Here is a 24,896-nt window from a genome sequence, read left to right on the forward strand (position 1 = left end):
CTTTCGTCGGGGGTGAGCTCCGCATTTTCGTCGGGGGCGAACTCCGACCATCGGGCGATCCGCGGGCCGGTGCCCCGTTCCTAGCGTCGGCGCCATGGACAACTGGACCTCTTTCCCCGCCTTCCTCTACGAAGCCGTGCGGGACATGCGCACCACCGGAGCCATCGCCCCCAGCGGCGCGTCGCTGGCCCGGACGCTCACCGCGGACCTCGGCGGACCGCCGGGCGGTGGCCCGCTGCGCGTCCTCGAAGCCGGGGCCGGCACCGGCGCGGTCACCCGCACCCTCATCTCCCGCCTGCCGCGGGGGAGCGTGCTGGACGTCGTCGAGGCCAACGCCCGCTTCGCCGAGCGCCTCCGCCGCCTCGCCGCCGGCCACCCGGCGCTCGCCGGCTCCGCCCGGCGGGTCCGTGTCCACCACGCCCGGGTCGAGGAGTTCGGTCCCGCCGCGGACCCCGGCCGGCGCTACGACGCGATCGTCTCCGGGCTGCCGTTCACCAACTTCCCCCCGGATCAGGTCGAGGCGGTCATGGACCGCTGTCTGGCGCTCCTCGCCCCTCACGGCACCCTCACCTACTTCGCCTACCGCGGCACCCGCACCGCCCGCGCCCTCTTCTCTTCCCGCGCCGAGGCCCGCCGGCACCGCGCCGTCGAAGCCCTCCTCGCCGACTACCGGCGGCGGTACGCCACCGGCTGCCGCACCGTGTGGGCCAATCTGCCCCCGGCGCGGGTCTGGCAGCTGTGCCCCCGTCCGGCGGCGCGGCCAGCCGTCCTCCTTCCCGACCGGGCCGGAGCCCGCCGGTGACCGGGCCTGCCGGGTTGCTCTCGCAGGTACCGCCGACCGCCGCCTACGCCGTCCTGGCCGGCGCCGTGCTCGTCGAATCGGTGCTGCTGGTCGGGGCGTTCGCGCCCACCCGCGTCCTGCTGCCGACGGCCGGCGCGCCGGCCCGCGCCGGGGCCCTGAGCCTGCCGCTGCTGATCGCCACCGCCACCGCGGCACTGCTTTGGGCGAGCGCGGAGGCGGGTACGGGATCTCTGGCGGCGGCGTCCGCGGGGTAGCCGTGTGGATAGTCGGTGCAGGTGTCGGTGAATATCGGTGAACGCCGTCCAGACATCTCCGGTAATGTCGGCCCGCTGGGGTTTCGGAACCGAAAAGGCAGATATGGCCGTCGGGTCGGGTGTGGATATTTTCTGGTTCTTTCCGGGGGCTTTTGTGTCTGGTCTCCGGGGGCTTCTGATGCGGGGCGGGGAATTCGTTTTGCCATGGTGAAGGTGCAGTTCGGAGGCGGTAAAAAACCATGCGGGACGTTGCCTGCCGGTCCGTGGGCGTGCTTGCATCCAGCCAGTGCACAAGCCGTCAGAACGGCCACCCTGCCAGGGTGTTTGACGGTCTGCCGAAATCCAAGAAATTGTGAAGGGAAAAGCGCCAATGCGTAACGGCTTCACCCCTGAGATCGACACAGTCGAGATTTCCGACAGCGAGCTGGACAACATATCCGGTGGCCTTGCCACCCTCGGCGGCGAGATCGCCGGGCACGGCCTCGTCGTGAGCATCGGCGACCTCGGCGGCGAGCACCACGGCCACCACGGGCACCATGGCCACCACGGGATGCACGGCGGCCAGGTCGGCGGCCTGGTGTCGGTCCGCACCATGGGCATCTGACGCAGCGCCCGCGGTCGGCGGGCCGTACGGAACCCCGGGACGTCCCGTTCCGGGGTTCTTGTGATTCCGGGAAGTCCGGGGTGATGTGGGAATGCGCGGCCGTCAATGACCGCGTGAAGTAGGGGGGTTGACGGGCGGCGGTGGAGGACCGGGGCCTCTCCCCCCCCGCAGCGGTTCTGCCTATGCCGGGAAGCGCCGCCCCACCCACCGCCACACCAGCTCCAGCAGCACCCCCGCCACCGCCGCGATCGCCACCGCCGCCCACGGCATCGTCGTGCCGACCAGCCGCAGTTCGAAGAAGCGCTGGAGCCAGGGCGTCACCAGCACGATCAGGAAGCCCAGCCCCATCGCGAGGACCAGGGCGATGCGCCACCAGGTGTACGGGCGGGCGATGATCGTCAGGACCCAGAGGGCGATGAGGAAGAGCGTCAGGGTGGCGGCGCTGGTCTGCGCGGGGAGCGCGTCCGGCCCGGTGTAGTGGATGCGGGCCAGCAGGTAGGTGCCGAAGGCCGCGATGCCGGCGATCAGGCCGGACGGGATGGCGTAGCGCATCACCCGGCGGACGAAGTGCGGGCGGGCGCGCTCCTTGTTGGGGGCCAGGGCGAGGAAGAAGGCGGGGACGCCGATGGTCAGGGTGGACAGCAGGGTGAGGTGGCGCGGCAGGAACGGGTACGGGATCTGCGCGCAGGCGACCAGGATGGCGAGCAGCACCGAGTAGACGGTCTTGGTGAGGAAGAGGGTCGCCACGCGGGTGATGTTGCCGATGACGCGGCGGCCCTCGGCGACGACCGAAGGCAGCGTGGCGAAGCTGTTGTCGAGCAGCACGATCTGGGCCACCGCACGGGTCGCCTCGGAGCCGGACCCCATGGAGACGCCGATGTCCGCGTCCTTGAGGGCGAGGACGTCGTTGACGCCGTCGCCGGTCATCGCGACGTGGTGGCCGCGCGACTGGAGGACGGCGACCATGTCCCGCTTCTGCTGGGGGGTGACCCGGCCGAAGACCGCGCCCTCCTCCACGGCCGTGGCCATCGCGTCCGGGTCGTCGTGGGGGAGCTTGCGGGCGTCCACCGGCGATGTGGCGCCGGGCAGGCCCAGTTTGGCGGCCACCGCGCCCACCGAGACCGCGTTGTCGCCGGAGATGACCTTGGTCTGGACGCCCTGCTCGGCGAAGTAGCGGAGGGTGGCAGGGGCGTCCGGGCGCAGCCGCTGCTCCAGGACGACCAGTGCGGTGGGGCGCAGTTCGCGGGTGACGTCGGGGTGGTCCAGCGGCCGGTCCGCCCAGGCCAGCAGGAGGACCCGCAGCCCCTGTGCGTTGAGGCCGTCGATCTCGGGCAGCAGCCGGTCGCCGTCGGGGAGGAGGACGTCGGGGGCGCCGAGCAGCCAGGCCGACCGCGTGCCGCCGGGCTCCTCGAAGGCCGCGCCGCTGTACTTCCGGGCGGAGGAGAACGGGAGCGTACCGGTGCAGCGCCAGGAGTCCAGGGGCGCGTAGGCGTCGACGACGGCCTGGAGGGAGGCGTTGGGGCGGGGGTCGGAGGCGCCGAACGCGCCGAGGACTTGCTGCACGTGGACGGGGTCGGCGCCGTCCAGCGGACGCAGTTCGCTCACGTCCATGCCGCCCTCGGTGAGCGTGCCGGTCTTGTCCAGGCAGACGACGTCGACCCGCGCCAGCCCCTCGATGGCCGGCAGTTCCTGGACCAGGCACTGCCGGCGGCCGAGCCGGACGACGCCGATCGCGAACGCGACGGAGGTCAGCAGCACCAGCCCCTCGGGGATCATCGGCACGATCCCGGCGACCATCCGGCGGACCGCTTCGTCGCCCGGCAGTCCGAGGGTCAGCAGATGGCTGAGGATGAGGCCCAGCGCGGTCGGAATCATCATCCAGGTCACGTACTTGAGGATCTGGCTGATGCCGGTCCGCAGTTCGGAGTGGACCAGCGTGAACCGGCTGGCCTCCTCGGCGAGCCGGGCCGCGTACGCCTCCCGGCCGACCTTGGTCGCGGTGAACGCACCGCCGCCCGCGACGACGAAGCTCCCGGACATCACGGGATCGCCCGGCTTCTTGACCACCGGGTCCGCCTCACCGGTCAGCAGCGACTCGTCGATCTCCAGGCTGTCGCTCTCCAGCACCTCGCCGTCGACGATGGCCTTGTCGCCGGGGCCGAGTTCGATGACGTCGTCGAGGACGACCTCGGAGGTGGGGATCTCGGCGGCGACCCCGTCGCGGCGCACGGTCGGCCGGGCCTCGCCGATCAGCGCCAGGCTGTCCAGGGTCTTCTTGGCGCGCAGCTCCTGGATGATGCCGATACCGGTGTTGGCGACGATGACGAAGCCGAACAGCCCGTCCTGGATCGGGCCGATGACCAGGATGATCGCGAAGAGCACGCCGATGATGGCGTTGAACCGCGTGAAGACGTTGGCGCGGACGATCTCGGCGGTCGAGCGGGAGGACCGCACGGGGACGTCGTTGACCTCGCCCCTGGCCACGCGCTCGGCGACTTCCGCGGCGCTCAGCCCGCGCACGGCCGGCACCCGGCGGCTCGCCCCGGCGGGCCCGCCGCGCTCGGGTTCCTCGACTTCGGTCTTCGCCCGGTCCGTCATGACCTAGACGTTACGGGCGTAATGCCCGATTCACCTGCCGGGTGGCGGGCGGAGCGACATCCCTGGGGCCGGGCGTGCGGTCAGCCGGCGTCGGATACCGCCGCCGCGGCGCGCTTGATCGCCGCGTCCCGCCTGCGGACGTACCAGACGCCGAGCAGGCCGAGCCCGCCGCCGGCCAGGCAGGTCCACAGGAACCAGGTGTGGCCGTGGTCGGCGTACCAGCTGTAGAAGGGCAACTGGCCGAGGAAGAGCACGAACCAGATGACGGTGCCGCCGGTGATCGTGCCGACGACGGGACCTTCGAGGGGCGCCGGGGCCTCGCGCAGTTCGGACTTCTTCCACATGGGGCTCAGCTTACGGGGGCCGTGTGCGGGGCCGGCCCGCGCCCGCCCCGGCCCGCGCGGGGGGTGTCTACGCGCGGAGATAGCGATCAACGGATTGTTTATTCATACTGAACCTTTCTGGAACTGACCGGTTCGGATCGTTGATTCCTCCAATCTGATCCCTCCACTCTGATCCAGTTCGTTGGTTTCTGTTCGCCGTCTGTGCGTGTTCCCGGCCCTCGGGCCCGCGCGCCCGCCCCGGCCCGTACGACTGAGGTCCCGCATGTCGCCCTCGACCACCACGCCGGTCGACACCCTCAAGAACCCTGGTCCCCAGCCGCCGAAGAACGGCCTGGACCGCTTTTTCAAGATCTCCGAGCGGGGGTCGACGGTCGGCCGCGAACTCCGCGGCGGGCTGGCCACGTTCTTCGCGATGGCCTACATCATCGTGCTGAACCCGATCATCCTCGGCGCCGGTGTCGACAAGTTCGGCCACCACCTCAACAACGGCCAGCTGGTCACCGCCACCGCTCTGATGGCCGGTCTCGGCACGATCCTGATGGGCGTGATGGGCAACGTCCCGATCGCCATCGCCGCCGGCCTCGGCATCAACGCCGTCGTCTCGCTCCAGCTCGCGCCCAAGATGAGCTGGCCGGACGCGATGGGCATGGTGGTGCTCGCCGGTCTGGTGCTGATGATCCTGGTCGCCTCGGGGCTCCGGCAGCGGGTCATGGACGCGATCCCCAACGGGCTGCGGCGGGCCATCGCGATCGGCATCGGCCTGTTCATCTCGCTGGTCGGGCTGGTCGACGCGGGCTTCGTGTCCCGCAATCCGGACGCCGCGCACACCACCGTCCCGATGGGCCTGGGCGAGGGCGGTCAGCTCAAGGGCTGGCCGGTGCTGGTGTTCGTTCTCGGCCTGACGCTGATGTTCGTGCTGACGGTGCGGAAGACCAAGGGCGCGATCCTGATCGGGATGGTCACCATGGCCGTCGTCGCGATCATCATCAACGCGGTGGCGACCATCCCGAACGCGTCCTGGGGACTGGCCGTCCCGAACGTCCCCGACAAGATCGTCGGCGCGCCCGACTTCGGACTCATCGGCCACATCAGCCTCTTCGGCGGCTTCAAGGAAGTCGGCGTGCTGACCGGCTGCCTCTTCGTCTTCACCGTGCTGCTGTCCGGCTTCTTCGACGCGATGGGCACCATCATCGGCGTCGGCGAGGAGGCTGGGCTGCTCGACAACGAGACCGGCAACCTGCCGAACATGGGCCGGATCCTGATGGTGGACGGCATCGCGGTCGCGGGCGGCGGCTTCGGCTCCGCCTCCGCCAACACCTGCTTCGTGGAGTCCACCGCCGGCGTCGGCGAGGGGGCCCGCACGGGCCTGGCGAACCTGGTGACCGGCGGGCTGTTCCTCCTCGCACTGATCTTCACGCCGCTGGCGACCGTCGTACCCTCGCAGGCCGCCACGCCCGCGCTGCTGGTCGTCGGCTTCCTGATCACGGCCTCGAACGTCAAGGACATCGACTGGGACGACTTCACCGTCGGCATCCCCGCGTTCCTGACGATCATCTCGATGCCGTTCACCTACAGCATCACCAACGGCATCGGCATCGGCGTGCTGGCCTTCATCCTGCTGCGGACGGCGACCGGCCGCTTCAAGGAGATCCCGTGGCTGCTGAACGCGGTCGGGCTCTGCTTCCTGGTCTACTTCCTGCTCAACCCGATCGAGCAGGTGCTGGGCGTCAGGTGACCCGGGCCGGGCCATGGGCGGACCCTGGGTCGCGGACCGTCACGACGGTCCGGCGGCCGGTCCCCAGCAGCCCAGCCGCTCGGTCTCGTCGACCGACGTCTTGAACCGTTCGTCGAAGTCATCGCGGATGAGCGTCCGGACCACATAGTCCTGGACGCTCATTCCGCGTTTTGCGGCATGCTGCCGAATGCGCTCCAGCAGCTCCCCGTCCACGCGCAGGCTGAGCACTCTCGATCCCATACGGACACGGTCCCCGCACCAGGCGGTCAGGTGTGTCCCTTTCCGCAGCGTCCTCACTCATATGGGTGATCCGGTGAGCGATCCACCGAGGCCGTAAACCGATGCTTTACTTAGAGAGGGTAATGAGTTATGCTAACGACCATGCCGGAACTGTCCAACGGCGACGACGCTGACGCCGTGAACGCACTGCGGTCCGCCGTCATGCGCCTGTCCCGCCGCCTGAAGCACCAGCGGGTCGACGAGTCGCTGAGCCCCACCGAGATGTCGGTGCTCGGCACCCTCGCCCGGTGCGGCCGGGCCACCCCCGGTGAACTGGCCCGCAAGGAGCATGTGCAGCCGCCGTCGATGACCCGCATCGTGGCGATGCTGGAGGCCAAGGGTCTGGTCCGGCTCGAAGCACACCCCGACGACCGCCGCCAGAAGGTCGTCACCCAGACCGAACAGGCCGAGGCGATGCTCGAGGAGAGCCGCCGCAAGCGCAACGCCTGGCTCGCCGAGCTGGCCTCCGGGCTGGACGAGGACGAGTGGGCGAAAGTGCGGGCCGCCGCGCCCGTGCTGGAGAAACTCGCACAGTTGTAACGCACCAGGCCGAGGAGGCGAACCCACTTTGAGTACGGGACCCGGAGCACACTCCGCCCCCGCACCGAACTCCCACAACCCCCCTGAGCGCGACACGGGACCCGGCGACGCGACCGCGACCACCCCGGGCCCCACGACGGCCCCCGGTATCGCCGCAGGCTCGGCCGCCACACCGCGCAAGGGCACGTTCAGCTCGCTCCGCATACGCAACTACCGCCTCTTCGCCACCGGTCAGGTGGTCTCCAACACCGGCACCTGGATGCAGCGCATCGCCCAGGACTGGCTGGTGCTCAGCCTCACCGGCTCCTCCGGAGCCGTCGGCATCACCACCGCCCTCCAGTTCCTCCCGATGCTGCTCTTCGGCCTCTACGGCGGTGTCCTCACCGACCGCTTCGCCAAGCGCAAGCTGCTGCTCTGCACCCAGTCCGCGATGGGACTGACCGGCCTGGCCCTCGCCGTCCTCACGCTCAGCGGCCATGTGCAGGTCTGGCACGTCTACTTGGTGGCCTTCCTCCTCGGCCTCGTCACGGTCATCGACAACCCGGCCCGGCAGGCGTTCGTCTCCGAGATGGTCGGCCAGGAAGAACTGCGCAACGCCGTCAGCCTCAACTCCGCCAACTTCCAGTCCGCCCGGCTGATCGGACCGGCCGTCGCCGGTGTGCTGATCACCGCCCTCGGCAGCGGGTGGGCCTTCCTCTTCAACGGCCTCTCCTTCGTCGCGCCGATCACCGGACTGCTGATGATGCGCACCGCCGAACTCCACAAGGTCGACCGGGTCCCGCGCAGCAAGGGGCAGCTGCGGGAGGGTCTGCGCTATGTCTCCGGCCGCCCCGACCTGATCTGGCCGATCGTCCTCGTCGGCTTCATCGGGACCTTCGGCTTCAACTTTCCGATCTGGCTGACCGCGTTCGTCTACAAGGTCTTCCACGCCGGGGCCGGTACGTACGCACTGTTCAACGGACTGATGGCGGCCGGCTCGCTGATCGGCGCGCTGCTCGCCGCCCGGCGGGGCAGCTCCCGGCTGCGGATGCTGGTCGGCGCGGCGCTGCTCTTCGGCCTGCTGGAGATCGCCGCCGCCCTGTCGCCGTCCTTCTGGATCTTCGCGGCGCTGCTCGCGCCCATCGGACTGGTCGGCCTGACGATCAACGTCACCGCCAACTCCAGCGTCCAGATGGCCACCGACCCGGCGATGCGCGGCCGGGTGATGAGCCTGTTCATGATGGTCTTCATGGGTGGTACACCGCTCGGCGCCCCGGTGGTCGGCTGGGTCACCGACGCGTACGGCCCCCGGATCGGCTTCCTCTCCGGTGGGGTGGTCTCCATGGCCGCCGCGGCGCTGGTCGGCCTGGCCCTCGCCCGGGTGGGCGGACTGCGGCTCAAGATCGACCTGCGGCGCGGGCACCGGCACGTGGCGTTCGTCCCGCGGGTCGGCCCGGGGGAGACCCCGGCGGAGAAGGAACTGGCCGCCGCGGCCTGAGCGGCCGATGACCGGTGGGACGGCGGCGCGGAAACCGGCCGCGCCGCCGCCCCTGGGCAACACTGACCCCATGAGACTCTTCGCCGCCGTGCTGCCGCCCGCCCCCGCCCTCGACCAACTGGCCGCGGAAGTGGCCCTGTTGAAGCGGCTGCCGGGCGCCGACCGGCTGCGCTGGACCGGCCGCGACGGCTGGCACTTCACCCTCGCCTTCTACGGCGAGGTGTCCGAGGACCTGCTCCCCGACCTCCACGAGCGGCTGGCCCGCGCCGCCCACCGGCACGATCCCTACGGGCTGCGGATCGCCGGCGGCGGCCGGTTCGACGACCGGGTGGTGTGGGCCGGGGCGGACGGCGACCGCCCCGCCATGCGGCACCTCGCGGACGCGGCGGCGGCGGCCGGCCGCCGGGCGGGCGTACGCATGGAGGAGCACCGCCCGTACACCCCGCACCTCACCCTCGCCCGCAACCGCACCGGCAGGCTGGACCTCACCCCGTACGCCGCCGCCCTCGCCGACTTCGCGAGCAGCCCCTGGACGGTCGCCGACGTCGCCCTGATGCGCAGCCACCCGCCGGCCCCGGGGCCCGGCAACCAGCCCCGCTACGAGGCGGTGGCGTCCTGGCGGCTGGGCGGCTGAAGCCCGGCATTCGCCGCCGGTTACGCTCGACGGGTGGATCCCAAAACCCGTAACCGGATCATGTCCGGTCTGCTCGCCGTGCTGCTCGTCGTCGTGGTCGTGGCGGCGGCGCTGCACTGACCTGCGCCGCGGACGTGCCGCGGACGCGCGACAGGCGTACGGCAGCGGCCGGTGGGCACCGGCCGCCGGCCGCCCGCTCAGCGCATCCGCGGCACGGCTCACCGGCGCGTCACCAGGCGAACGCCTCCGGCGACGGGCCCGGCCCCGGGAAGATCTCGTCCAGGGACGCCAGCAGCTCCTCGGGCAGGGTCAGCTCCAGGGCCCGCAGGGCGGAGGCGAGCTGGTCCGCGGTCCGCGGCCCGACGATCGGCCCGGTCACCCCGGGCCGGGTCAGCAGCCAGGCCAGCGCCGCCTCGCCCGGCTCCAGCCCGTGCTTGTCGAGCAGGTCCTCGTACGCCTGGATCTGCGCCCGGGTCGCCGGGTCGGTGAGCGCGTCGGCGGCCCGTCCGCCGGTCGACCGGGCGCCGCCGCCCTCCCGCTCCTTGCGGAGCGCCCCGCCCAGCAGCCCGCCGTGCAGCGGCGACCACGGGATCACCCCCAGGCCGTAGCCCTGGGCCGCCGGGATGACCTCCATCTCGGCCCGCCGCTCCGCGAGGTTGTAGAGGCACTGCTCGCTGACCAGGCCGTACGAACCCCGGCGGGCGGCCGTCTCGTTGGCGCGGGCGAGGTGCCAGCCCGCGTGGTTGGACGAGCCCGCGTAGAGGATCTTCCCCTGCTGGACGAGGACGTCCATGGCCTGCCAGATCTCGTCCCAGGGGGTGTCCCGGTCGACGTGGTGGAACTGGTAGAGGTCGATGTGGTCCGTGCCCAGCCGCCGGAGGCTGGCGTCCACCGCCCGCCGGATGTTGAGCGCCGAGAGCCGGTCGTCGTTGGGCCAGGCCGGCACGCCGTCCGGGCCCATGTTGCCGTACACCTTCGTGGCCAGCACGGTCTTGTCCCGCCGCCCGCCGCCCTGGGCGAACCACGAGCCGATGATCTCCTCCGTACGGCCCTTGTTCTCGCCCCATCCGTAGACGTTGGCGGTGTCGAAGAAGTTGACGCCCGCGTCCAGCGCGGCGTCCATGATGCGGTGGCTGTCGGCCTCGTCGGTCTGCGGGCCGAAGTTCATCGTCCCGAGGACGAGTCGGCTGACCTTGAGTCCGGTGCGTCCGAGCTGCGTGTACTTCATGGTCGACCAGCCAAGTCGCTGGAGTGCGCTCGAAGCAAGGACACACGGACGGGAGTTGCGGACCGGACGGCCGGCTTGCGCTATCCGGCGTACGGCCCGCCGACGCCCCACGCCTGGTGCATCGCGTCGGCGAACGCCCCCGCCAGCAGGTGCTCGCCGAGCGCCGACGGATGCGTCCCGTCGTACGTGGCGCGGTCGATCTCCCAGCCGGCCGGCACGGAGGCCAGCAGCAACGGCGAGCCGGGCGCGGAGAGATCGGCGACCTCCTTCGCCAGCAGTTCGTTGAAGCGGGCGCACTGCGCGCCGAAGTCCGGGTCTGCGACGGCCCGCACGTTCGGTATCACGGGCATCAGCACCGCCCGTATGCGGGGCGCCGCCGCCCGCGCCCCGGCGACGAAGTGCCGTACGTTCTCGGCGGTCTGCTCCGCGTTCGTGTAGAAGCCGAGGTCGATCAGGCCGAGCGAGACCAGCAGGGTGTCCGCGGCGTGCGCGCGCACCGCGTCGCCGATCAGCGGGGCCATGTGCAGCCAGCCCTCGCCCCACCCCGCGAGATGCCGGCGGGCGTCCTGGGGGAAGTCCGGGTCGCCGTACGCGGACGAGGTGGGGGCGCCGGCGGCCGGGTCATGCAGCGTGTGGCGCGGCCCGACGATGCGGAACGGGCCGGGGCAGACCGCGTTCAGGTGCTGCCACATCCGGTAGCGCCACGTGAAATCGCCGGCGCTGCCGATCGTCATCGAGTCGCCGACGCACATGATCCTCATCCGGCCATGATGTCCGAGAACGCTACCCGCGGGTACGTGACGCTGGCCACGCCTCCTCGCCCTCGATCAGCCGCAGCTCGTAGTGGAGCGTCCGCTCCCGCTTCAGCCGGTGCGCCAGCGGCACCAGCAGCCCGTGGATCAGCGGGTACTTGCGCGTCAACGACCGCTCGGCGCGCCGGTATTCGCGGGTCTGCGGGTCGAGCAGCCGGGCCCGCGCCCGGCACGCGGGCCCGGTGGGCCGGCCGCGCCATGTGGCGGCGCGGATCTCCACCTCGGGGAAGTTCCGCATCCGCTTGACCTTCCAGGCGCTGCCGTAGGTGCGGAAATAGGCGTGGTCGCCGTCCACCGCGATGTTCACCGGCGTGCCGACGCCGCTGCCGTCCCGCTTGTACGTCGTGAGCAGGATCGTCCCCTGCCGCTCGAAGGGGGCGAGGCCGGGGGTGGGAGGAATCGTCATGCCCTCCATGGAGGCACATCCGTCCCGTTTCGTCACGTCGCGGTGCGTCCGTTCGGGGGGCGTACCGGTCCGGAACGGCGTGGCGCCATCCGCGAGACGAGCGCCGAACTGCCGTGCCATCGCGGCGGGTTGCGCAATGCGACGGGCCCCGGCGGTGGTCCGCCGGGGCCCGTCGTCGCCGCTGGGGCGCGGTGCGGCTACAGCTGGCCGATCACGTAGTCGATGCAGGCCGTCAGGGCCTCGACGTCCGACGGGTCGATCGCCGGGAACATCGCGATACGCAGCTGGTTGCGGCCGAGCTTGCGGTAGGGCTCGGTGTCGACGATGCCGTTGGCGCGCAGGGTCTTGGCGATCGCCGCGGCGTCGATGTCGTCGTTGAAGTCGATCGTGCCGATGACCTGCGAGCGCTTCGCCGGGTCGGTGACGAACGGGGTGGCGTACTTGGAGTCCTCGGCCCAGCCGTAGAGGGTGCGCGAGGAGGTGGCGGTGCGGCCGACCGCCCAGTCCAGGCCGCCCTGGCCGTTGATCCACTCCAGCTGCTCGTTGAGCAGGAAGAGGGTGGCCAGCGACGGGGTGTTGTACGTCTGGTTCTTCAGGGAGTTGTCGATCGCCGTGGGCAGCGAGAAGAACTCCGGGATGTGGCGGCCGGACGCGTGGACGGCGCGGGCGCGCTCCAGGGCGGCGGGGGAGAACACCCCGAGCCAGAGGCCGCCGTCGGAGGCGAAGGACTTCTGGGGGGCGAAGTAGTAGACGTCGGTCTGGGCGATGTCCACGGGGAGGCCGCCGGCGCCGGAGGTGGCGTCGACCAGGACGAGGGCGCCCTCGTCCGCGCCGGACACCCGCTGGATGGGGGCGGCGACGCCGGTGGAGGTCTCGTTGTGGGTGAAGGCGTAGACGTCCACGCCCGCCTCGGCCCGCGGGTCCGGGTGGCTGCCCGGGTCGGCGGAGATGACGGTGGGCTCGGCCAGCCACGGCGCCAGCTTGGCGGCCTTGGCGAACTTCGAGGAGAACTCGCCGAAGGACAGGTGCTGCGACTTGTTCTCGATCAGGCCGTGCGTGGCGACGTCCCAGAACGCGGTGGAACCGCCGTTGCCGAGGACGACCTCGTAGCCCTCGGGGAGCTGGAAGAGGTCGCGCACGCCGTCCCGCACCTTGCCGACCAGGTTCTTGACCGGGGCCTGGCGGTGGGACGTGCCGAGAAGAGAGGAACCGGTGGCGGCGAGGGCACCGAGCGCCTCCGTACGCACCTTGGAGGGGCCCGCGCCGAAGCGTCCGTCGGCGGGCTTGATGTCAGCGGGGATCTGGATATCAGCCACGGAGGAAGCCTAAAGGGTCCCGCCGGGGCCGGGTGCCGCGTCCAGCGGATGAGATGACCGGCGGCCGGAGTGTGGACGGCCGGGGGCGCGGCGGGACGGCGCTCATGGGGTGGCGTTCATGGCCGGGGTGTCCGCCGCGTAGAGGGCGGTGAGGTCGGCCGCGGCGCCGGCCAGGACCCGGCGGGCCTCGGGCGGGTGCAGGACTTCGAGGGCGTCGCCGAACTGGAGCAGCTGGCGGACGGCGGGGAGCACCGGGTACGCCAGCTCGATGACGGCCCAGCCGTCCCCCTCCGGGGCGTCGGTCCGCGGCGGCCCGGTCAGCGCCCCGCCCAGGATCCGTACGGCCAGATCCAGCCGGTCCGGGCGGATCCGGGCGGTGATCCGGACGTCCGCCGGCCGCTCCTCCACCCCGCGGCGCAGCAACTGCCAGACGTCCGCGAGCTCCACGCCCGGCCGGCGCCGCACCGGGGCGTCGGTGAGGGTCGCCGAGGCCACCCGGTCGGCCCGGAACAGCTGCGGCCGGCCGCGCCGATCGGCGACCAGGTACCAGGTGCCGGCCTTGGCGACCAGCCCGTACGGGTCGACGGTGTAGGTGCGCAGCCGGGTCTCGCCGCTGTGCCGGTAGCGGATCCGCAGCCGCTGGTCGGTGAAGACGGCGCTGTGCAGCTCGTCCAGGTCGACGGCGGGGCGCGGCCCGCTCATCCAGCGGTCCGGGTCCACGAGGATGCGGCGGCCCGCGAGTTCGGCGGCCGGGCGGTGCGGGGCCGGCAGCGCCGCCATCACCTTGCGCAGCGCCGAGCCCAGCGCGCCGTCCAGGCCGAGGGCGGTGTGCGCGCCCTGCGCGGCCAGGATGAACAGCGCGCGGGCCTCGTCGGTGGTCATCCCCGTCACGTCGGTGCGGAAGCCGGGCAGCAGCGCGATCCCGCCGTGCCGCCCGCGCTCGGCGTAGACCGGCACACCGGCCGCCGACAGCGACTCGACATCGCGGTAGACGGTCCGGGTGGAGACCTCCAGCCGCGTGGCGAGTTCACTGGCCGGGACCCGGCCGCGGGTCTGGAGGAGCAGCAGGATCGAGAGCAGGCGGTCGGACTTCACCCCCGGTTTATAGCCGGGTTCCGCGGCCTGCGCTCTCAGATTCCGGGGGTCGTTCCATATATGACGGCAGGTGTCAGGTTATTGCTCCAGAGTGCGGTGCATGACGACCGAAGAGCTTCTCGCGCAGCCCCGCCCCGCCACCACCGCCGGCGCCCCCGCCCCGCTCGACCCCGACGCCCTGGCCGCCCTCGCGGCGCAGGTCGGCGGGCCCGTCCTGGTCCCCGGGGACGCGGGGTACGACGCCGAGCGCTCCGGGTTCCAGGCCGCGTACCGGCACCGGCCGGCGGTGATCGTCGGAGCGGTGGACGCCGCGGACGTGGCGACCGCGGTCGGCTTCGCCCGCGCGCAGGGGCTGCCGGTCGCCGTCCAGGCCACCGGGCACGGGCTGTCCGCCGCGACCGACGGCGGGCTGCTGATCAGCACCCGGCGGATGTCCGGGGTGCGGGTGGACCCGGAGACGCGCACCGCACGGGTCGAGGCGGGCGCCGTCTGGGGGCAGGTCGTCGAGGCGGCGGCCCCCCACGGGCTCGCGCCGCTCAACGGCTCGTCCCCGGGCGTCGGGGTCGTCTCGTACACCCTCGGGGGCGGCGTCGGGGTGCTGGCCCGCACCTACGGGTACGCCGCCGACCAGGTGCGGGCCGTCGAGCTGGTCACCGCCGACGCGCGCCGGGTACGGGTCACCGCCGACCACGAACCCGACCTCTTCCGGGGCCTGCTCGGCGGCGGCCACGGCCTGGGGGTGGTGACCGCGATGGAGTTCGGGCTGGTGCCGGTGGCCCGGCTCTACGGCGGCCAACTCGTCTTCGACGGCGCACAGATCGGGGACGCGCTGGACGCGTATCTGCGCTGGACCGACACGGTCCCCGACGAGCTGACCTCGTCGCTCGCGCTGATCGTCTACCCCGACCTCCCGCAGCTGCCCGCGCCGCTGCGCGGGCGCCATCTGCTCCAGATCCGCATCGCGTACACGGGGAGCGCCGAGGAGGGCGAGCGGCTGGTGGCACCGCTGCGCGCACTGGGCCCGGCGGTCGGCGACGAGCTGCGCGAGATGCCGTACGCCGAGTCGCACACCATCCACCGCGACCCGAGCGGTCCGCATGCCTACAACGGAGACAACGCGCTGCTCAGCGGCCTGGACGCGGCGGCGCTGCGCCGGGTGGCCGAGCTGACCGGGCCGGCCGCGCCGGTGATGGTCGTGGTCCAGCTGAACCACCTGGGCGGCGCGCTGGCGACGGGGACCGCGGCGGTCGGCCACCGGGACGCGCGGTTCGCCCTGCGGCTGCTGTCGCCACTGGTCGGCGACGACCCGGCGGCGGACCTCGCGACCGTACGGGCGGTGCACGGCGAGGCGCTGGCGGCGGTCGCGCCCTGGCGGCTCGGCCGGAGTGTCAACTTCCTCTTCGGTGCGCAGCAGGACCGGGCGGACGCGGCGGAGGTGGCGCGCAGCGCCCATGGAGCGGCGGAGCGGGCGCGGCTGGCCGCCCTCAAAGCCGCCCACGACCCGGCGAACGTGTTCCGCTTCCACCCGTACGGGCCGGAGCGGGGCTGATCCCCGGTTCGAGTCCCCGGTTCGAGTCGCCGGTTCGAGTCGCCGGTTCGAGCCGGGGAGTCACGGCCGCCCCCGAGTGGGAAGGCTGGGGGCATGGTTGATCGCAAGGAGCGCGGCGATCGCAAGGATCGCAAGGAGAAGAGCGGGTCGGCGGACCGGCGGGAACTGGCGCGGGAACTGGCCGCGGCGGTACGGGGCGAGGTCTCGGCCACCGCCGCCGACCGGGCCCTGATGACGATGGACGCGTCCAACTACCGGCGGGTCCCGGACGCGGTGGTCGCACCCCGGGACGCCGAGGACGTCGCGGCGGCGCTGCGGGTGTGCCGGGAGCGCGGCGTCCCCGTGGTGCCGCGCGGCGGCGGCACCAGCATCGCCGGGCAGGCGACCGGCACCGGCGTCGTCCTCGACTTCACCCGCCATCTGCACCGGATCGTGTCGCTGGACCCCGAGGCCCGTACGGCCGTCGTCCAGCCGGGCGTCATCCTGGACGACCTGCGGGCCGCCGCCGCCCCGCACGGCCTCACCTTCGGGCCCGACCCCTCCACCCACAGCCGCTGCACTCTGGGCGGCATGATCGGCAACAACTCCTGCGGTTCGCACTCGGTGGCCTGGGGCACCACCGCCGACAACATCCACGAACTGGAACTGCTGACGTATGGCGGCGAGCCGGTACGGGCCGGCCGGGGCGCGGACGCCGCCGGCCGCCCCACCGGACTGCCGCCGCGCCTCGGGGACGGCGTAAAGGCCCTGGTGGCCGGGGAGTTGGCGCTGCTGCGGACCGGATACCCCACCGGCCTCCCGCGCCGGATCTCCGGATACGCCCTGGACGCCCTGCTCCCGGAGTCGGGCACCGACCTCGCCCGCGCCCTCACCGGCAGCGAGGGCACCCTCGGCGTCGTCACGGAGGCCACCGTACGGCTCGTCGACACCCCGGCGGCGCGGGTGCTGGCCGTGCTCGCCTACCCCGACGAGAGCGCCGCCGCCGAGGCCGCGCACACCCTGCTCCCGTACCAACCGCTGACCGTCGAGGGTATGGCCGCCGACCTGGTCGGCAGCGCCACCGGGCTGCCGAAGGGCGGCGCCTGGCTGTTCGTGGAGATGGGCGGGGCGAGCCGCGCCGAGGCGACCGCACGGGCCGAGGAGCTGTGCCGGGCGGCTGCCGCGGACGGCGCCACCGGCCACACGGTGGTCGCCGACCCGGCCGGACAGCGCGCCCTGTGGCGGGTCCGCGAGGACGCCTCGGGTGCCGCGAGCCGGCTGCCCGATGATGGGGGTACCGCCCGCGCATGGGGGTCCCCCCGCTCGAGCGGAGTCGAGAGTGGGGGAGGAGCCGAGCGTGGGGGAGAAGCCTGGCCCGGCTGGGAGGACTGCGCCGTACCGCCCGCCCGACTCGGCCCGTACCTGCGGGACTTCCGCGCCCTGCTCACCCAGCACGGGCTGCGCGGCACCCCCTACGGCCACTTCGGCGACGGCTGCATCCACGTCCGGATCGACTTCGACCTGCTGACCGCCCCCGGCATCCGCCGCTTCCGCGAATTCTCCTACGACATCGGCGAGTTGGTGGTCTCGCACGGCGGCTCCCTCTCCGGCGAACACGGCGACGGCCAGGCCCGCGCCGAACTCCTCCCCAAGATGTACGGCGACGAACTGGTCGGCCTCTTCGGCCGGTTCAAGGACCTCTGGGACCCGGCCGCCGGCCTCAACCCCGGCATGCTGGTACGCCCCGCCCGACTCGACGAGAACCTCCGCTTCGCCGTGCTCCCCAAGCGCCCCGTCCCCGTCGAGTTCGGCTATCCGCACGACAACGGCGACTTCTCCGCCGCCGTACGCCGCTGCGTGGGCGTCGCCAAGTGCCGGGCCGGCGCCGTCGGTCCGGGCTCCGCCGAGGTGATGTGCCCCTCCTTCCGCGCCACCGGCGAGGAGCGGCACTCCACGCGCGGGCGGGCCCGGCTGCTGCACGAGATGCTGGCCGGCGAGGTCGTCACGGACGGCTGGCGCTCCCCGGAGGTCCGCGATGCGCTCGACCTCTGCCTGTCCTGCAAGGGATGCCGCAGCGACTGCCCCGTAGGCGTCGACATGGCGACCTACAAGGCGGAGTTCCTGCACCACCACTACGCGGGCCGGATCCGCCCCGCCGCCCACTACGCGCTGGGCCGCCTCCCGCAGTGGCTGCGCGCCGCCGCCCCGGCCGCGCCGCTGCTCAACGCCCTCGCCCGCACGCCGCTGGCCGCCGTCGCCGGGCGCGTCGCCGGGATCGCCCCCGAGCGGACGATCCCGGCGCTGGCCACCGAAACGTTCAGCCGGTGGTGGTGGAACCGGCTGAAGGAGGGCCGGGCCGGACAGGGAGGCGGCGGCCATGCGGCCGACCGCACCGTCCTCCTCTGGCCCGACACCTTCACCAACTTCCTCTCCCCGCAGGTCGGCCGCGCCGCCGTACACGTCCTGGAGGACGCCGGGCTGCGCCCGCTGCTCCCGCCCGCCACCCCCGTACGCCCCGCGGGCCGCACCCGCCCCCTGCCCCGGCTGCACCGCCCCACCCTGTGCTGCGGACTGACCTACGTCTCCACCGGCCAGCTCGACCGGGCGCGGGCCGTGATGCGCCGTACGGTCGAGGTCCTGAGCCCGTTGCTGCGCGACGGCCTCCCCCTCGTCGTCCTCGAACCGAGCTGCGCCGCCGCCCTCCGCACGGACCTGCCGGAGCTGCTCGCCGGCGACGACGACCCGCGGGCCGCCCGCCTCGCCGCCTCCGTCCGGACCTTCGCCGAAGTCCTGGAGGAACGGGCCCCCGACTGGACCCCGCCCCGCATCGACCGCCCGGCCGCCGGCCAGACCCACTGCCACCAGCACGCCGTCCTGGGCGACGCCGCCGACCGGCGATTGCGCGAACGGGCCGGGTTGAGCGGCGAGTTGAGCGGCGGCTGCTGCGGCCTGGCCGGCAACTTCGGCTTCGAGCGCGGGCATTACGACGTGTCGGTGACCTGTGCCGAGGAACAGCTCCTGCCCGCCGTACGAGGCGCCGCCCCGGACGCCGAGATCCTCGCGGACGGCTTCTCCTGCCGCACCCAGCTCGACCAGCTGGGGGAGCGGCGGGGACGGCATCTGGCGGAGGTACTGGCGGAGGGGTTGGGGCATGGTGGGGTGGAGGGGCGGGAGGAGGGTGCCGCTCGCGATCTGCCCTAGGTGGCGTTCGGTGCGGTGTGGCGGTGGCCCATCACCTCGTGGGCCAGCGCCACCAGGTCCGCGATGCGCGGATGTCCCGGGCCGTCGCGCCAGGCGATCACGACCGGGACGGGTGGGGCGTCGGTCAGCGGGACGTACGCCATCTCCGGATGCGGGTGCATCTCGGCGGTGGCCGATGTGGTGACGCCGATGGCCCGGCCGCCCGTGATGGCGGCGAGCCAGTCGTCGGTGTTGCCGATGGTGATCGTCGCGGCGGGGCGGGCGGTGGCGGGCCACAGGTCGAGAGTGGTGATCCCGGAGACCGTGTTGAGGGCGAGGGTGCGGTCGGCGAGGTCGGCGAGGGACAGGGTGGGGCGGCGGGCCAGCGGGTCGTCGGCGGGGAGGCCGGCCACCCGGGGCTCCGTCGTCAGCTGCTCGGTGATCAGCCCGGGGGCGCGGACCTCGCCGCGCAGCAGGGCCGCGTCCACGTCGCCGCGGGCGAGGCCGGCCGTGCGGTCGTCGATGCGGAGGAGTTCGAGCGGGGTTTCCGGGTGCTCCTCGTGCCAGCGGCGGAGCAGTGCGGTGGTGCCCGTACCGGCCGCGGACCAGGCGTGGCCCAGGCGGAGAGGCCAGCTGGTGCGGCGGGCGTGGCCGAGGGCCCGGTCGAAGGCGGTGACCGCGATGGCGGCCTGGTCGCGGAAGGCGAGGCCGTCGGGGGTGAGGGCGAGGTGGTGGGTGGAGCGGTCGACGAGGCGCACGCCGAGGTCCTGCTCCAGTTGCCGGAGCGTACGGGAGACGGCGGGCTGGGTCAGGTGCAGGCGTTCGGCGGCGCGGGTCACGCTGAGGGTGTCGGCGATGGCGAGAAAGCAGCGGAAATGACGCAGCTCGATGCTCATGTGTGCGGAGCATAACAACGGAGAAAATGGCATTTCACGTGCCGGAAGGCGGGCCGTAGCGTGGGGGTGTGAACGCATCGCCCGCCGGTTCCGACGGCTCCTTCCCGGCCACGTCCGCCTCCTATGCCCCTGCGACCTCCGCTGGCTCCGTCGACTCGATGGGCTCTGCCGACTCCATGGGCTCCGTCGGCTCTACGAGCGGCGCGATAGCCGACGGTGTGATTCCGCAGCCCGTGCCGCCGTCGCCCGAGGTGCTGTGCGCCGAGGCGGAGGCCGGGGCCGCGGGGCCCGCGGGGGCGCGTGGCCGGCTCGGGTCGGTGGCGCTGGTGATCGGCGGGATCGTCTCGCTGCAATTCGGGTCGTCGGTGGCGGTGCTGCTGTTCCCGCGGGCCGGCGCGCTGGGCGTCGTCACGCTGCGGCTGGTCGTCGCTTCGCTGGTGCTGCTGATCGTCTGCCGGCCGAAGGTACGCGGCTACACGCGCGGCGACTGGGTCACTGTCCTCGGCTTCGGCATCGCCCTCGTCGGCATGAACTCGCTCTTCTACCAGGCCATCGACCGCATCCCCCTCGGCGCGGCGGTCACGCTGGAATTCCTCGGTCCGCTGATCCTTTCGGTCGCCACCTCGCGGCGGCTGCTGAGCGTGGTGTGGGCGGCGCTGGCGCTGGGCGGTGTCGTGCTGCTGGGGCGCGCCGGGTTCGACGGGCTGAACCTGCTCGGGGCCGGGTTCGCGCTGGCGGCGGGCGGTCTCTGGGCCGCGTACATCCTGCTCTCGGCCCGTACCGGGCAGCGCTTCCCGCAGGCCGACGGGCTGGCGCTGGCCATGACGGTCGCCGCGCTTCTCAGCCTGCCGCTCGGACTCTTCAGTGCGGGGTCGGCGCTGCTCGACCCGGTCACGCTGGGTCTGGGGGCGGCGGTGGCGCTGATGTCGTCCGTGATGCCGTACACGCTGGAGCTGCTGGCCCTGCGCAAGCTGCCCGCCTCCGGCTTCGCGGTCATGATGAGCCTGGAGCCGGCTGCGGCGGCCACCGCCGGATTCCTGGTGCTGCACCAGGCGTTGGGGTGGGTGGAGCTGGTGGCCATCGGGCTGGTCGTGGTGGCCAGTGCGGGGGCGGTGCTGAGCGGGTCGCGGCGCTGAGGGCCTGTGTGGGGGCGGGCTTCGTTTCGGGTTCTGCCCGGTGGGTGGGGGCTGGCGTGGCCTCGGTTGCTGTCCGGTGGGTGGGGGCCGGAGGGCTGCACCGGAGTACGTCCTCGGCGCGGGCGCATCTGGTCTGTGGATGAGGAATGCCCCGGCGTTCGCTCCAGGTCCTGCGGGCGCACTCCGGTACATCCCTCCGGCCCTGCGCCGTCGCCGACCGCACCCCGGTGGGGCTGTCCCACCGGGGTGCGAGCGTGTTCGGCCGCGCTCAGACCTTCTGGAGGTCTTCCTTGAGCGTCGCGATGTCGATGCCGTTGACGACGCCCTTCTCCTCGTACTCCTCCGACAGGATGGCCCATGCCTCGTCGGAGTATGTGGACCACCAGTCCCAGGCGATCGGCTGGACCGCACCCCACGTGATCGCGTAGACGTAGTCCGCGTCATAGCCGAGCAACGGGATCGCGTGCCCGCCTTCGATGGGCTGTTCCTGCCAGCCCGGATCCAGCGTCCACGGCTTGCCGTCCCGGAACTGCTGCTGGGCGTTGGCCGGTACCTGGATGCCCGCGTACACCGCGCCGAAGAGTGCGATGGTCTGCCGGATCGCGGTCAGATCGTGGACGTTCACCGGGGCGTACGCCACCACGCGGTTGCCCCACAGGCCGCCGTCCTGCCAGGTCTTGAGCACATTGGACTCGACCAGTCCGGTGTCCTCCCCGCCGGACAGCTGGAGATACTGGTCGATGACCTGCTGCTCGGTCGGGACCGGCAGGTCCTCGCTGGTCTGGGCGTTCCAGGACTGGAGCGCGTGCGCGGCGGCGGCCATGGTGCAGTCGCCGTACTGATCGTTGCCGTCCATCGGCCAGGTACTGACGTTCTTCTCCCAGTAGACGGTCGGCGGCGGTGCTGCCAGCGGGACCGTCTCGTATTCCGTGAAATCCCTTATCTCGACCGGGAATTGCGGACCGAGCTTTCCGAACATTCCTGTGACCCGAGCCATATCCTTCTCCAACCGCTCGTACGCTTGCGGTGGTGCGCCCCTCGTGCGCCGTCGGGTGGCAGGTTTCGGCAGCGGTCCGGCGTGCGCAGGAAGCCGCCCGTGCCAGGCGGTCGAGAAACGGTAACCGCGGGCGATGCTCCTGTAGTTAGTTGCCATTCTCCTGCCTGCCGCCCCGCTCGCAACTGGGGCACCGGCACGGCGGATAGCGCCCGGGAGCATCGTCGACCAGCTGCCAGGGATCGTCGTGCCGAACGACGACCTCGCGGAGCGGAGTACGCTCACCGGCCGCTGAAACCCGGTACACCGAGAGTGTCATCCGGCGTGGACTGATCTGCCACGGATTGATCTTCACGGCCTCTGTCCCCGCATTTCCGTCCGCTCCCGAATCCATGCGGCGAGCCGGAATGCCTCGGCCGCGGACATCCCGCCGAGCTGGACGTGGGCCCGGTTCATCACGGGAAAGTCGCCATGGAGGGAGGGGAATGTGAACCCGGCGGAGGCGAGCGCGGACGCCAACTCCTGTGCCGCGATCCGACCTTGGGCCAAGGGACTGTCCCCGGATGAGGGCTTTTTCTGATTCATGCCTCCCATGGTCGGCATCCGTGCTTAGCCTGCACAGTGATGGCGCGCATACGGAGAGTGTCCGTAGCCGTACCCGAGGAGGCATGGTGAATTCAGACGGTGGCGGGGAGCGGGCGTCGGTGGCGTTGCGCGTGTTCGGTGGGCAGCTGAAGCTCTTCAGGGAGCTGGCATCGCTGAGTCGCGAGGAGCTGGGGAGGCGGCTTGGCTACGCGTCCCACACGATCAAGTCCTACGAACTGGCTCAGCGCATCCCGGACCCGGCCACGGTGGAGCGGGCGGACGAGCTGCTGGGAGCGAATGGAGTGCTGCGGGCGGCGATTCCGCTGCTGGATGAGGTGCGATACCCGAAGTTCTTCCGTGATCTGCCGAAGCTGGAAATGAAGTGTATGACGCGCTACTCGCACGACCCGCACTGCGTACCGGGGCTGTTGCAGACGGAGGACTACGCGCGGGCGGTGATGGGCTGGCGCGTTCCGGCGTTCACCGAGGGGGAACTCGAATGCCACGTTGGCGCCCGGCTGGACCGGCAAGTGCTCCTCACCCGTGAAGATCATCCGGCGGTGCACTTCATCGTCGAGCAGTCAGCACTGGAGCGTCCGATGGGCGGGCGGAAGGTTCATCGCACCCAACTGGAGAGGGTGTTGGAGCGGACACAGCTGCGCAATGTCTCCCTCCAGGTCATGCCGACGGATGTTGAGCACCCGGGTCTCGACGGCTCGATCGTGTTGTTGGAGACAACGGAACCGCGCTGGTTGGGCTACGTCGAAGGTAATGCGGAAAGCCAGCTGGTCTCCGACCGACAGAAGGTTCGAAATCTGACGCAACGCTATGCCATGATGCGGACACAGGCTCTGTCCACGAGGGAATCGACAGAATTCATCGAGAAGTTGGCAGGTCGGGTATGAATGAACAACTGGTGTGGTTCAAGTCCAGCTACAGCGGCGTTGAGGCCGGCGACTGCATAGAGGTGGCCACCAACCCCAACGCCATCCTTGTACGCGACTCCAAGGACAAGGCGGGCCACGTCCTCGACGTAACCCCCCGTGCCTGGACCGCCTTCCTTCGCCACGCCGCCTCGGCGGAGTGAGGAACCCCCGCCCGGGCGGGGAAGCTGAACCGGGCGGGGGAGTTCAACGGGCCTTCGGCCCGTGCGGTGGTGTCAGCCGTTGAAGCCGTCGTTGGCGAAGGTGGGGTTGAGGCCGCCGATGACGGTGCCGGTGTTGCCGACGACGTTCACGGGGACGTGAACGGGGGCCTGGACGAGGTTCCCGGAGACGACGCCGGGGCTGTGCTCGGCCTTGCCGTCGGCGTTGGCGCCGCCATGGGCGAACGCCGAGCCGGTGGCGCCGAGGGTGGCGAGGCCGGCGGCAGTGAGAGCCAGGGCGGCTTTGGCGGCGAGGTTCATCGGTGTTCTCCCGTGCTGGTCAGGTGAGTTGGGAAGGTGTCGGCTCCGAGGGCGGAGACGCACGCTGTGCAACGGTTGAGCCATTCGGATGACACGGTGCTCCCTGGCAAAAAATCATGCATGCGTGCTTGATTGTTTCTGGACGCGCTGCCACCCTCGGTACCCGCACCGCAGCACTCAACGCGCCCTTCCCTCAGGGGACATGGGCTATGGCGTCGACGAGGAGAGCGCAGGATGGCCGATCCGCGGGAGGTTCGGGAGGTCCTTGAGGACCTGCGGGCCGAGGGTGAGGAGCTGGACGGGCTGGTGGCGGGGCTCCCGGAAGGGGAGTGGGGGCGGGCGACGCCGGCCGCCGGGTGGACCGTCGCGCATCAGATCGCGCACCTTGCGTGGACGGATGAGCGGGCGGTGCAGTCCGCCGTGGATCCGGGCGCCTTCGCGGAAGAGGTGAGGGTGGCGCTCGCCTCGCCGGAGACCTTCGTGGACGAGGGGGCGGAGCGCGGGGCCCGGTTGGCTCCGGCTGAGCTCTTGGCGCGGTGGCGGGCGGGGCGCGAGGAGTTGCAGCGGGTGCTGGCCGCGCAGCCGGCGGGCGCCAAACTCCCTTGGTACGGGCCGCCGATGAGTGTGGCGTCGGTTGCCACGGGGCGGCTGATGGAGACCTGGGCGCACGGGCAGGACGTGGCGGATGCGCTGGGGGTGCGGCGGGTGCCGACGGCGCGGTTGCGGCATGTGGCGCGGATCGGGGTGCGGGCCAGGGACTATGCGTATGCGGTGCGCGGGCTGACGCCGCCGGGGGAGGAGTTCCGGGTGGAGCTGACCGCCCCGGATGGGGACGTGTGGACGTTTGGGCCTCAGGACGCGGCGCAGCGGGTGACGGGGACGGCGCTGGACTTCTGCCTGCTGGTGACGCAGCGGGTACACCGGGACGATGTCTCCGTCGTCGCGACGGGGGCGGACGCGGACCGGTGGCTGGACATCGCGCAGTCCTTCGCCGGGCCGGCGGGGCCGGGGCGGGCGCCGGGCGGGGTGCGGCGGTGACGGAGCCGGG

Annotated in this window: 24 protein-coding genes; 13 read left to right on the forward strand and 11 right to left on the reverse strand. The window is 72.0% G+C overall.

What is annotated here, in order from left to right; all coding sequences use genetic code 11:
• The first annotated feature begins 94 nt into the window (after positions 1-94).
• The 3 genes from IEZ17_RS17695 to IEZ17_RS17705 all read left to right on the forward strand — a co-directional run bounded on the left by IEZ17_RS17695 (position 95) and on the right by IEZ17_RS17705 (position 1,660).
• Positions 95-802, forward strand: coding sequence for a class I SAM-dependent methyltransferase (locus IEZ17_RS17695; protein WP_189301183.1), 708 nt, complete (start codon positions 95-97; stop codon positions 800-802).
• The gene (locus IEZ17_RS17700) at positions 799-1,056 is read left to right on the forward strand and encodes a hypothetical protein (RefSeq protein ID WP_189301185.1); all 258 of its coding nucleotides are present in this window, start codon (positions 799-801) and stop codon (positions 1,054-1,056) included. Before IEZ17_RS17695 ends, IEZ17_RS17700 begins: the two co-directional genes overlap by 4 nt.
• Positions 1,057-1,426: 370 nt before the next feature.
• Positions 1,427-1,660 (forward strand): hypothetical protein, encoded by a 234-nt coding sequence (locus IEZ17_RS17705; RefSeq protein WP_189301187.1) that lies wholly within the window; start codon positions 1,427-1,429, stop codon positions 1,658-1,660.
• Between the two features lie 180 nt (positions 1,661-1,840).
• On the opposite strand, the gene IEZ17_RS17710 is transcribed toward IEZ17_RS17705, so the two are convergent.
• Positions 1,841-4,258 carry an HAD-IC family P-type ATPase gene (locus tag IEZ17_RS17710; RefSeq protein WP_189301188.1) on the reverse strand — a complete coding sequence of 806 codons (2,418 nt, stop codon included), beginning with the start codon at positions 4,256-4,258 and terminating at the stop codon, positions 1,841-1,843.
• 80 nt (positions 4,259-4,338) lie between these two features.
• Positions 4,339-4,602, reverse strand: coding sequence for a DUF2530 domain-containing protein (locus tag IEZ17_RS17715; RefSeq protein WP_189301190.1), 264 nt, complete (start codon positions 4,600-4,602; stop codon positions 4,339-4,341).
• A 262-nt stretch (positions 4,603-4,864) separates the two neighbouring features.
• Here IEZ17_RS17715 and IEZ17_RS17720 point away from each other — a divergent pair, with 262 nt between their 5' ends.
• Positions 4,865-6,337, forward strand: coding sequence for an NCS2 family permease (locus IEZ17_RS17720; protein ID WP_189301192.1), 1,473 nt, complete (start codon positions 4,865-4,867; stop codon positions 6,335-6,337).
• A gap of 39 nt (positions 6,338-6,376) precedes the next feature.
• Here IEZ17_RS17720 and IEZ17_RS17725 read toward each other — a convergent pair whose 3' ends face one another.
• Positions 6,377-6,577 carry a ribbon-helix-helix protein, CopG family gene (locus tag IEZ17_RS17725; protein ID WP_159508534.1) on the reverse strand — a complete coding sequence of 67 codons (201 nt, stop codon included), beginning with the start codon at positions 6,575-6,577 and terminating at the stop codon, positions 6,377-6,379.
• 141 nt (positions 6,578-6,718) lie between these two features.
• Between IEZ17_RS17725 and IEZ17_RS17730 the strand changes: the two genes are divergently transcribed.
• The 3 genes from IEZ17_RS17730 (at position 6,719) to thpR (ending at position 9,267) form a co-directional block, all read left to right on the forward strand.
• Positions 6,719-7,156, forward strand: a complete 438-nt coding sequence (locus IEZ17_RS17730; protein ID WP_189301194.1) for a MarR family winged helix-turn-helix transcriptional regulator — start codon at positions 6,719-6,721, stop codon at positions 7,154-7,156.
• Between the two features lie 28 nt (positions 7,157-7,184).
• Positions 7,185-8,633, forward strand: coding sequence for an MFS transporter (locus IEZ17_RS17735; RefSeq protein ID WP_189301196.1), 1,449 nt, complete (start codon positions 7,185-7,187; stop codon positions 8,631-8,633).
• A 70-nt stretch (positions 8,634-8,703) separates the two neighbouring features.
• Positions 8,704-9,267 carry an RNA 2',3'-cyclic phosphodiesterase gene (gene thpR / locus IEZ17_RS17740; RefSeq protein WP_189301197.1) on the forward strand — a complete coding sequence of 188 codons (564 nt, stop codon included), beginning with the start codon at positions 8,704-8,706 and terminating at the stop codon, positions 9,265-9,267.
• A 229-nt stretch (positions 9,268-9,496) separates the two neighbouring features.
• On the opposite strand, the gene IEZ17_RS17745 is transcribed toward thpR, so the two are convergent.
• The 5 genes from IEZ17_RS17745 to IEZ17_RS17765 all read right to left on the reverse strand — a co-directional run bounded on the left by IEZ17_RS17745 (position 9,497) and on the right by IEZ17_RS17765 (position 14,124).
• Positions 9,497-10,495: an aldo/keto reductase gene (locus tag IEZ17_RS17745; RefSeq protein ID WP_189301199.1), complete on the reverse strand. Its 999-nt coding sequence runs from the start codon at positions 10,493-10,495 to the stop codon at positions 9,497-9,499.
• An 80-nt stretch (positions 10,496-10,575) separates the two neighbouring features.
• Positions 10,576-11,247, reverse strand: coding sequence for a GDSL-type esterase/lipase family protein (locus tag IEZ17_RS17750; RefSeq protein WP_189301287.1), 672 nt, complete (start codon positions 11,245-11,247; stop codon positions 10,576-10,578).
• A gap of 31 nt (positions 11,248-11,278) precedes the next feature.
• Positions 11,279-11,713, reverse strand: coding sequence for a PPOX class F420-dependent oxidoreductase (locus tag IEZ17_RS17755; protein ID WP_189301201.1), 435 nt, complete (start codon positions 11,711-11,713; stop codon positions 11,279-11,281).
• A gap of 197 nt (positions 11,714-11,910) precedes the next feature.
• Positions 11,911-13,029 carry a phosphoserine transaminase gene (gene serC / locus IEZ17_RS17760; RefSeq protein WP_189301203.1) on the reverse strand — a complete coding sequence of 373 codons (1,119 nt, stop codon included), beginning with the start codon at positions 13,027-13,029 and terminating at the stop codon, positions 11,911-11,913.
• 102 nt (positions 13,030-13,131) lie between these two features.
• A complete protein-coding gene (locus IEZ17_RS17765; RefSeq protein ID WP_189301205.1) occupies positions 13,132-14,124 on the reverse strand; it encodes a helix-turn-helix transcriptional regulator in 993 nt (330 codons plus the stop codon).
• 100 nt (positions 14,125-14,224) lie between these two features.
• Between IEZ17_RS17765 and IEZ17_RS17770 the strand changes: the two genes are divergently transcribed.
• Together IEZ17_RS17770 and IEZ17_RS17775 are read left to right on the forward strand one after the other, a co-directional pair.
• Positions 14,225-15,673: an FAD-binding oxidoreductase gene (locus IEZ17_RS17770; RefSeq protein ID WP_189301206.1), complete on the forward strand. Its 1,449-nt coding sequence runs from the start codon at positions 14,225-14,227 to the stop codon at positions 15,671-15,673.
• A 93-nt stretch (positions 15,674-15,766) separates the two neighbouring features.
• A complete protein-coding gene (locus IEZ17_RS17775) occupies positions 15,767-18,853 on the forward strand; it encodes an FAD-binding and (Fe-S)-binding domain-containing protein (protein ID WP_189301208.1) in 3,087 nt (1,028 codons plus the stop codon).
• On the opposite strand, the gene IEZ17_RS17780 is transcribed toward IEZ17_RS17775, so the two are convergent.
• Positions 18,850-19,728, reverse strand: coding sequence for a LysR family transcriptional regulator (locus tag IEZ17_RS17780; RefSeq protein ID WP_189301210.1), 879 nt, complete (start codon positions 19,726-19,728; stop codon positions 18,850-18,852). The two genes, IEZ17_RS17775 and IEZ17_RS17780, sit on opposite strands and share 4 nt — an antisense overlap.
• A gap of 176 nt (positions 19,729-19,904) precedes the next feature.
• Here IEZ17_RS17780 and IEZ17_RS17785 point away from each other — a divergent pair, with 176 nt between their 5' ends.
• On the forward strand, positions 19,905-20,864 hold the full coding sequence (locus tag IEZ17_RS17785; RefSeq protein WP_373299858.1) for an EamA family transporter: 960 nt from the start codon (positions 19,905-19,907) through the stop codon (positions 20,862-20,864).
• A gap of 268 nt (positions 20,865-21,132) precedes the next feature.
• On the opposite strand, the gene IEZ17_RS17790 is transcribed toward IEZ17_RS17785, so the two are convergent.
• Positions 21,133-21,843, reverse strand: coding sequence for a hypothetical protein (locus tag IEZ17_RS17790; RefSeq protein WP_189301212.1), 711 nt, complete (start codon positions 21,841-21,843; stop codon positions 21,133-21,135).
• Positions 21,844-22,526: 683 nt separating this feature from the next.
• On the opposite strand from IEZ17_RS17790, the gene IEZ17_RS17795 reads away from it, so the two are divergent.
• Both IEZ17_RS17795 and IEZ17_RS17800 read left to right on the forward strand, forming a co-directional pair.
• Complete coding sequence (locus IEZ17_RS17795) at positions 22,527-23,348, forward strand: helix-turn-helix domain-containing protein (protein WP_189301214.1); 822 nt, start codon at positions 22,527-22,529, stop codon at positions 23,346-23,348.
• Complete coding sequence (locus IEZ17_RS17800) at positions 23,345-23,530, forward strand: DUF397 domain-containing protein (RefSeq protein ID WP_189301216.1); 186 nt, start codon at positions 23,345-23,347, stop codon at positions 23,528-23,530. The genes IEZ17_RS17795 and IEZ17_RS17800 overlap by 4 nt, the downstream gene beginning before the upstream one ends.
• A gap of 72 nt (positions 23,531-23,602) precedes the next feature.
• Here the strand turns inward: IEZ17_RS17800 and IEZ17_RS17805 are convergent, their stop codons facing one another.
• Positions 23,603-23,848, reverse strand: coding sequence for a chaplin (locus IEZ17_RS17805; RefSeq protein WP_189301217.1), 246 nt, complete (start codon positions 23,846-23,848; stop codon positions 23,603-23,605).
• Between the two features lie 234 nt (positions 23,849-24,082).
• Here IEZ17_RS17805 and IEZ17_RS17810 point away from each other — a divergent pair, with 234 nt between their 5' ends.
• The gene (locus tag IEZ17_RS17810) at positions 24,083-24,886 is read left to right on the forward strand and encodes a TIGR03084 family metal-binding protein (protein ID WP_189301219.1); all 804 of its coding nucleotides are present in this window, start codon (positions 24,083-24,085) and stop codon (positions 24,884-24,886) included.
• Positions 24,887-24,896: the final 10 nt, after the last annotated feature.

The sequence above is a fragment of the Streptomyces albospinus genome, from assembly GCF_014648695.1.
Classification (GTDB): domain Bacteria; phylum Actinomycetota; class Actinomycetes; order Streptomycetales; family Streptomycetaceae; genus Streptomyces; species Streptomyces albospinus.